General features: G+C 62.5%; 1 protein-coding gene. It reads left to right on the top strand.

Annotated elements, in window-relative coordinates:
- Positions 1-1079, top strand: a 1079-nt coding sequence (locus tag XI09_RS08600; protein WP_271566458.1) for an IS4 family transposase, incomplete at its 5' end; no start/stop codon positions are given.
- Between the last annotated feature and the right edge of the window lie 181 nt (positions 1080-1260).

The raw sequence follows: 1260 nt of genomic DNA, 5'->3' as shown, positions 1-1260 counted from the left end.
AAGACTGGGCGCGTGTAGTCGCCCGGCTTGGCGGGGCCGAGGCGCTTAACGTTAGCGCGCGCGAGACGAAGGCATTTGTCCGTCCGCGGGAGATCAGCAATGCGGTTGATTTGCTGCGTCTGATCCTGGCGTATTGCCTTGGCGAGCGAGGTCTGCGGTTGACGGCGGCATGGGCCACATCGGTGGGCCTTGTCGATATCTCCAACGTGGCCTTGTTGTATCGCTTGCGTCAGTGCGGAGATTGGCTGGCGAAGCTGATCGGCCAAGCGCTGGCGACTGGCGCGCCGAAAGCGAGTCACGGCCGCCTGATCCGCATTGTTGACGCCACGACGGTCCCCAAGGCTGGGACGAGCGGCAGGAACAAGAACGCAGTGTGGCGCATACACAGCGCGTTCGATCTTCCGCAGGAGCGCTTTGGTCACTTCGAACTGACCGATCAGCAGGCCGGCGAGACACTGGATCGGATACCGGTGATTGCCGGCGAAATCCGTCTTGCCGATCGCGCCTATCTTCAACCGGAGCGCATGGCACATCTGCTCGAGAGCGGCGCGGACTTCGTGATCCGGTCCGGCTGGAAGAGCGCGCGCTGGCTTGATGCCAAGGGTGATCTGGTTGATCTGACGGCCGAACTGCGCAAGGCTTCGGCATGCGGCCTGATCGATCGGTCGATTTGGATAAAACGCAGGTCTGGTGCGCGACCGCTCGCTGTGCGTCTGGTTGCCGTCAAGAAGCCGGCGGAAGCGGCCGCGGCGGCACGGCGCAAGGCGCGCCGAACGGCACAAAAGGGAGGCCATCAGCTCTCCAGGCAAACACTTGACGCCGCAGATTGGGTGATCCTGGTGACCTCGCTCAAGCCGGAGGACTTCTCAACGAGCGATATCCTTGCCCTCTACCGGCTGCGATGGCGCATTGAACTCGGCTTCAAGCGGCTCAAGAGCCTGATTGGCCTGAAGGGACCTCCCGGAACTGACGAGCGGTCCGCCAGGCCCCACATCCTCGCTCATCTGCTGATCATTCTCCTGCTCGAGCCACTCGTCGACGAACTCGAGGACTCTCCCCGCTTGGCCGAGGCCGCCTGACCCGTCCAGCGACCTGGCGTCTGCTCCGCCAACTCGTCGCCTCACTGCGACAAGCAATCATTCCCCAACCTGCAATTGCCTGCCTGCGCAAACTTCGTTCCACGCTCCGACGGCATCTACGCGAGCCACCAAGACGAAAACGGCGCTATCAAGCAATGCAACTATTTTAGCGCCTGTGGGC

The sequence above is a fragment of the Bradyrhizobium sp. CCBAU 11386 genome (genome assembly GCF_028128955.1).
Lineage (GTDB): Bacteria > Pseudomonadota > Alphaproteobacteria > Rhizobiales > Xanthobacteraceae > Bradyrhizobium.
This window is presented reverse-complemented; position numbering and strand designations above follow the sequence as displayed.